Raw genomic sequence first — 7,149 nt, 5'->3', positions numbered from 1 at the left:
CCTGCCTGCGACCCATGCTGCTCACGCGGGTGCCGAGCTTCTCGCCGCAGCTGACGATGCCCACGTTGCCGAGGCCATTCACGCCGCCGGGTCCCTGCCTGCGACCCATGCTGCTCACGCGGGTGCCGAGCTTCTCGCCGCAGCTGACGATGCCCACGTTGCCGAGGCCATTCACGCCGCCGGGTCCCCGTCTGCGGCCCACGCTGCTCACGCCGGTGCCGGGCCTCTCTCCACAGCTGACGCCCACGCTGCCGGGGCCACTCACGCCGCTGGAGCTGCTCACGCTGCCGAGACTCTCCACGCCGGCGCCCAAGTGCCGACAAGCGACGCCCCCTCCGAGCTGCCGATAGAGGCGCCGGAGCGGGCGCTCCACATCGCCCCGGCCGCGCCGCACGCGCAAGGCACCCCGGCCCCCGGTGCTCCGGAGGCCACCCCGTTCCCGCACGCCGCAGGCGTCGGCACCGGCGCCGCCCCCAACGGGCAGCCCGGTGCCGGCACACAGCCCGGCGTCGAGGCCGCGGCCAGACCGTTCCCGATGGCAGAGCAGCCCGCGTTCGCCGAGGCCATGCCCGCCGTCGTCGGGCAGTCCCCGTTCGTCGTCGCCTCCGCCCAGCCGTGGGGAAGCGCGCAGGCCCCGCACACCGAGGGAGCGGGGCAGCTCGGCTTCGCCCCCGGCACCGCCCAGGGCGCGTACGCCGCGGCCATCGCCGCCCAGTCGGGCCACGCGCCGGACGGCGGTTTTCCGGCCGAGGCCCGGCACGCCGCGCCAGGTCCGCACCACCCCGGGCACCAGCACCCGCAGGACGTCGACGCGCCCGAGTACGCGCCGCTCCCCGGCGGGCTCGACGGGGCCCAAATGGACACGCCCATCGGCCAGTTCGTACCGGTCGAGGGCTCGGTGCCGACCACTCCCCACCTCGCGCCGACGCCCCTGCGCCCCATGGCCGTCCCGCAGGGCGACCAGGCCGCCGAGTCCGAGCCCACCCCGGAGGCGGAGCAGCAGGCACCGGCCGAGCCCACGCAGCTCGGCGGCGCCCCCCTTCCCGTACCGCCGGTCGAACCGACGGAGACGGAAACGGAGGCGACGGAACCCGAGACCGCTCCCGCCGATGGCCAGGCGGCCACCGACGCGACCCCCGAGGCCACGCCGCAGCCCACCGCCACCGCCACCGCCACCGTCCCCGCCCCGCGCGACGGCGCCGAGCCCGTCGCCCACGGCACGGCGCTGCCTCAGCAGCAAGCGCAGACGCAAGCGCAGGCGCAGGCGCCGGCGCAGGCAGGCGCGGATACCCCTGTACCCCCGGTGGTGGTCCCGGCCGAGTTCCCGGCCGCCCCCGGAATGGCCGACCTGGCCGAAGAGTTGGACGAGGCAGACGAAGTCATCTCGTTCGAACCGATCGAAGCGAACGAAGTGACTGAAGTGGCCGAAGTGACTGAAGTGGCCGAAGTGGCCGAAGCGCCCGAGATGGCCGAAGTACCCGAGACGGCCGAAGCGCCTCAAGCGCCCGCACCCGCACCCGACACGGCACAGGGCCCCGAAGCCCTCGCCCCCCAAAACGCCCCCGGCCTCCTCATCATCGAGGAGGACGCCGAGCCCGCGGAGCCCGCCGAGTCCGTGACATCCCCCGGCACCGCCGCCCCCGGCTACGACGACGCCGAGCGCGAGGCCGTCCTGCGCGTCATGCGCGAGCGCCGCGACATCCGCAACGGCTTCCGCTCGGACGCCATCCCGCACGAGGTGCTGCTCCGCGTTCTGGAGGCGGCCCACACGGCACCCTCCGTGGGCCACTCCCAGCCCTGGGACTTCGTCGTCATCAAGTCCGCGGAGACCCGGCGCACCATGCACGAACTGGCCGTGCGCCAGCGCGACGCGTACGCCAAATCCCTCCCCAAGGGCCGCGCGAAGCAGTTCAAGGAACTGAAGATCGAGGCCATCCTCGACACCCCGGTGAACATCGTCGTCACCGCCGACCCCACTCGCGGCGGCCGCCACACCCTGGGCCGGCACACCCAGCCGCAGATGGCCCCGTACTCCTCGGCGCTCGCCGTCGAGAACCTCTGGCTCGCCGCCCGCGCCGAAGGCCTCGGCGTCGGCTGGGTCAGCTTCTTCGACGAGCGCGAGATGGTCCGCGCCCTCGGCCTGCCCGAGCACCTCGAAGTGGTCGCGTACCTCTGTGTCGGCTACGTCGACGAGTTCCCGGACGAGCCCGAGCTGATGCAGGCCGGCTGGTCCAAGCGCCGCCCGCTGTCCTGGGTCGTCCACGAGGAGACGTACGGCCGACGCGCGCTGCCCGGCGAGGACCCGCACGACCTGCTCGCCGAGACCGTGACCAACATCCGCCCGCTGGACGCCAAGGCGCTCGGCGAGGCGTGGGAACGCCAGAAGCGCATGACCAAGCCGCCGGGCGCCCTCGGCATGCTGGAGATCATCTCCGCCCAGCTGTCGGGTCTGTCCCGGATGTGCCCGCCGCCGATCCCGGAGCCCGCGGCCGTCGCGATCTTCGCGGGCGACCACGGCGTGCACGCCCAGGGCGTCACCGCCTGGCCCCAGGAGGTGACCGCGCAGATGGTCGCCAACTTCCTCGGCGGGGGCGCGGTCTGCAACGCCTTCGCCAACCAGGTGGGCGCCGAGGTCTGCGTCATCGACGTGGGCGTGGCGAGCGAACTCCCGGCCACACCGGGCCTGCTGCCCCGCAAGGTCCGCGCGGGCACGGCCGACATGACGACCGGCCCCGCCCTGACCCGCGAAGAGGTCAAGGCGGCCATCGAGGTGGGCATCGAGACGGCCCGCGACCTGGTGGCTGCGGGCAACAAGGCGCTGCTCACCGGAGAGATGGGCATCGCGAACACCACCGCGTCCGCGGCCCTCATCTCCGTCTACACGGACACGGACCCCGGCGAGGTCACCGGCCGCGGCACGGGCATCAACGACGAGATGCACGCCCGCAAGGTCGAGGTGGTCCGCCGCGCCCTGGACCTCCACCAGCCGGACCCGGCGGACCCGGTCGGCGTCCTCGCGGCGGTCGGCGGCCTGGAGCACGCGGCGATGGTGGGCCTCCTCCTCGGCGGCGCGTCCCTGCGTACGCCGGTGATCCTGGACGGCGTGAGCGCCGGCGCGGCCGCTCTGGTCGCCCGCGCCATCGCCCCCGAGGTCCTCGCGGCCTGCATCGCCGGCCACCGCAGCGCGGAGCCCGGCCACGTCGCGGCCCTGAACAAGCTGGGCCTGCGCCCCCTGGTCGACCTGGACCTCCGCCTCGGCGAAGGCACCGGCGCGCTGCTGGCGCTGCCGATCGTCCAGAGCGCGGCCCGCGCGATGCACGAGGTGGCCACGTTCGACTCGGCGGGCGTCACCGAGAAGTAGCCGAGCCGGGGCGAAGTCCCAGCATTCGGGAAGGGGCGGGGCTCGGGGAAGAACCCCGGCCCCGCCCCAGCCATACTGAACCAGCAAGTCAGTACGTCAAGGCGAACCAGCAAGTCAGTACGTCAAGACTGAACCGCACGTCAACGCAGCCGCTCCACCGCCGCAGCGGCCCGCATCCCTGAGACTCCCCTGAGCCTCCCCTCGAGACTCCCGCCAAGACTCCGCCCGCACGAGGAGCCGCACAGCCATGGCCGAACACCCCGCCTACCCCGTAGGCCTCCGCCTCAACGGCCGCCGCGTCGTCGTCCTCGGCGGCGGCCAGGTGGCCCAGCGCCGCCTCCCCGCGCTGATCAAGGCAGGCGCCGACGTACTCCTCGTATCCCCCTCGGCGACGCCCTCCGTGGAGGCGATGGCGGACGCGGGCGAGATCAGCTGGGCCAGGCGCCGCTACGCGGATGGCGACCTCCAGAACGCCTGGTACGCCCTGATCGCCACCAGCGACGACGAGGCCAACACCCGCGCCTCGGCGGAGGCGGAGGCGAACCGCGTCTGGTGCGTACGCTCCGACGACGCCGAGGCGGCCACCGCCTGGACCCCGGCCACCGGCCGCTCAGAGGGCGTCACCGTCGCCGTCCTCAGCAGCGACGTGCACGACCGAGACCCGCGCCGCACCGCCGCCATCCGCGACGCGGTCGTGGAGGGCCTGCGCGACGGCAGTCTCGTCGCCCCGCATCTGCGCACGCGGACCCCCGGCGTCGCCCTGGTCGGCGGCGGCCCCGGCGACCCGGACCTGATCACCGTCCGCGGGCGCCGGCTGCTCGCCGCCGCGGACGTCGTCATCGCCGACCGCCTCGGCCCCCGCGACCTCCTGGACGAACTTCCGCCGCACGTCGAGGTGATCGACGCGGCGAAGATCCCCTACGGCCGCTACATGGCCCAGGAAGCGATCAACAACGCCCTGATCGAGCACGCCAAGCAGGGCAAGGCCGTCGTCCGCCTCAAGGGCGGCGACCCCTACGTCTTCGGCCGCGGCATGGAGGAGGCCCAGGCGCTCGCCGAGGCGGGCATCGCCTGCACGGTCGTCCCCGGCATCTCCAGTTCGATCTCGGTCCCGTCGGCCGCGGGCATCCCGGTCACCCACCGGGGCGTCGCCCACGAGTTCACCGTGGTCAGCGGTCATGTGGCCCCCGACGACGAGCGCTCCCTCGTCGACTGGCCGTCCCTGGCCAAGCTCCGCGGCACGCTCGTAATCCTGATGGGCGTCGACAAGATCGGCAGGATCGCCGAGGCTCTGATCGCCCACGGCCGTACGCCGGACACCCCGCTCGCCCTGATCCAGGAGGGCACGACGGCCGCCCAGCGCCGCGTCGACGCGACGCTCGGCACGGTCGCCGAGGCGGTCCGCACCCACGAGGTGAGGCCCCCGGCGGTCATCGTCATCGGCGACGTCGTGAAGGTGGGCCCGGAGCCTCTCGCCCAGCCCGGCAAGCTCACAGACCATTCAAGTAACCAGCGGTAACGGAACACGCCCCCGACCGTTGGCACCACACCCAGGACAAGGCAGTATCACCCTGTGGCCGATCTCATCACCGTCGACGACCCCGACGACCCCCGCCTGCGCGACTACACGGGCCTGACCGACGTCGAGCTGCGCCGCCGACGCGAACCGGCCGAGGGCCTGTTCATCGCGGAGGGCGAGAAGGTCATCAGACGGGCCAAGGACGCCGGTTACGAGATGCGGTCGATGCTGCTCTCGGCCAAATGGGTCGACGTCATGCGTGACGTCATCGACGAACTCCCGGCTCCCGTGTACGCGGTGACCCCGGAACTCGCCGAGCGCGTCACCGGATACCACGTGCACCGCGGCGCCCTCGCCTCGATGCAGCGCAAGCCGCTCCCCACCGCCGACGAACTCCTCGCGACGACTCGCCGCGTGGTCGTCATGGAAGCGGTGAATGACCATACGAATATCGGGGCGATCTTCAGATCCGCGGCGGCGCTCGGCATGGACGCGGTCCTGCTCTCCCCGGACTGCGCGGACCCCCTCTACCGCCGCTCGGTGAAGGTCTCGATGGGCGCGGTCTTCTCGGTCCCGTACGCCCGCCTGGAGTCCTGGCCCAAGGACCTGGAGGGGGTGCGCGAGTCCGGTTTCAGCCTCCTCGCCCTCACCCCCGACGAGAAGGCGAAGTCCCTGGACGAGACGGCCCCGCACCGTATGGACCGCGTCGCGCTGATGCTCGGCGCGGAGGGCGACGGCCTCTCCACCCAGGCGCTGGTCGCGGCCGACGAGTGGGTCCGCATCCCGATGGCCCACGGCGTGGACTCACTGAACGTGGGCGCGGCGGCAGCGGTCGCCTTCTACGCGGTGGCGACGGGCCGCCCGCAGTCCTGAGGGGCGGGCGCAGTCCCAAAGGTGGCGCCCTCAGCTACCGGCCAGGGCCCCCGGCCCGGCGGACCGGCTCTGAGAGTGCTGGAAGTGCTGGAAGTGCTGGAAGTGCTGGAAGTGCTCGGCGTGCTGGGAGTGCTGCGGCGGTACGTCCATGTCGCCGAGGCTCCGCGCGGGACCCTGGCAGCCCTGCGCGGCGGCGATCCCCAGCGCCACGAGCAGCGTGACGACCACGAACACGAAGAGCCGCTGCCGCAGCAGCCGGGGATTGGCGGGTCCCCGCCGCCCCGTCCCCGTGGTGCGCGGCCCCTGCCGCCCGGTGCCGCTGCGCGGCGCGGGCCTGCGGCCGGAACGCGTCGTGTTCCGGGCCGCGGAGGGCCGGGACCCGGAGCGTGGGGCGCTGGGCCTGGGCGGGGCGGGCCGGGACTGGCCGGGCCGCGGCGGGGGAGTGGCGCCGGGAGCGGGCCGCCGCTGGGTGCGCTGGTCCGCGTAGCTCTCGGCGAGCCGCCCCGTCGGCCGGTCGTGGTCCTGACGCGGCGCGGGCGGCCGCACCTCGCCGAGGCCCTGGGCCTCGCGGGCGGCGATCTCCTTGAGCCGGAGCGACAGTTGGAGCGTGCTGGGCCGCTCCTCCGGGTCCTTGGCGAGGCAGGCGCGGATCAGCGGCGCGAGGGCGTCCGGCACGCCGTGCAGCTGCGCCTCCTCGTGCACCACCCGGTAGAGCATGACCTCGGAACTGCCCTGCCCGAAGGGTGAATCCGCCATCCCCGCGTACGCGAGTGTGGCGCCGAGCGCGAAGACGTCGGTGGCCGGAGTGACGGCGGCGCCGCGCACCTGCTCGGGAGCGAGGAAGCCGGGCGAGCCCACGGCCGTCCCCACATGCGTCAGCGTCGAGGCGCCGGTCGCCCACGCGATGCCGAAGTCGATGATCCGCGGCCCCTTGGGGGACAGCAGGATGTTCGACGGCTTCAGATCCCGGTGGACGACACCGGCCTCGTGCACGGCCACGAGCCCCTCGGCGAGCGCCGAGCCGACCACGGCCACGTCGGCCGCGGAGAGCGGCCCTTCGGCGGCGACCTTGTCGTGCAGCGAGGGCCCGGGAACGTACTGCGTGGCGAACCACGGCCGGTCCGCGTCGAGGTCGGCGGCGACGAGCCGCGCCGTGCAGCCGCCGCGGATGCGCCGGGCGGCCGAGACCTCCCGCGCGAAGCGCGACCGGAACTCCTGATCCTCCGCCAGATCGGGCCGGATCACCTTCAGGGCGACGCGCTGCCCTCTCCGGTCCGACCCCAGATAGACGACCCCCATGCCGCCGGCGCCCAGGCGCCTGTGCAGCCTGAACGAGCCGACGACACGCGGGTCCTCGCGCCGGAGCCGCATCATCGCCATGTCCATCCCCGCTACC

General features: G+C 73.8%; 4 protein-coding genes and 1 pseudogene. 3 read left to right on the top strand and 2 right to left on the bottom strand.

The genetic code is table 11. From position 1 onward, the window contains the following. Positions 1-283, bottom strand: a pseudogene (locus ACWDZ7_RS16915) (hypothetical protein); the annotation flags it as partial. 30 nt (positions 284-313) lie between these two features. Between ACWDZ7_RS16915 and cobT the strand changes: the two are divergent. From cobT to ACWDZ7_RS16900, 3 genes are all read left to right on the top strand, one after another. After that, complete coding sequence (gene cobT / locus ACWDZ7_RS16910) at positions 314-3,361, top strand: nicotinate-nucleotide--dimethylbenzimidazole phosphoribosyltransferase (protein ID WP_451797659.1); 3,048 nt, start codon at positions 314-316, stop codon at positions 3,359-3,361. Positions 3,362-3,608: 247 nt separating this feature from the next. Then, complete coding sequence (gene cobA / locus ACWDZ7_RS16905) at positions 3,609-4,880, top strand: uroporphyrinogen-III C-methyltransferase (protein ID WP_451797658.1); 1,272 nt, start codon at positions 3,609-3,611, stop codon at positions 4,878-4,880. Between the two features lie 54 nt (positions 4,881-4,934). Further along, positions 4,935-5,753 carry a TrmH family RNA methyltransferase gene (locus ACWDZ7_RS16900; protein WP_451797656.1) on the top strand — a complete coding sequence of 273 codons (819 nt, stop codon included), beginning with the start codon at positions 4,935-4,937 and terminating at the stop codon, positions 5,751-5,753. A 30-nt stretch (positions 5,754-5,783) separates the two neighbouring features. Here ACWDZ7_RS16900 and ACWDZ7_RS16895 read toward each other — a convergent pair whose 3' ends face one another. Continuing rightward, positions 5,784-7,139 (bottom strand): serine/threonine-protein kinase, encoded by a 1,356-nt coding sequence (locus ACWDZ7_RS16895; RefSeq protein WP_451797795.1) that lies wholly within the window; start codon positions 7,137-7,139, stop codon positions 5,784-5,786. Positions 7,140-7,149: the final 10 nt, after the last annotated feature.

It is taken from the genome of Streptomyces sp. NPDC003032 (assembly GCF_053591415.1).
This window is presented reverse-complemented; position numbering and strand designations above follow the sequence as displayed.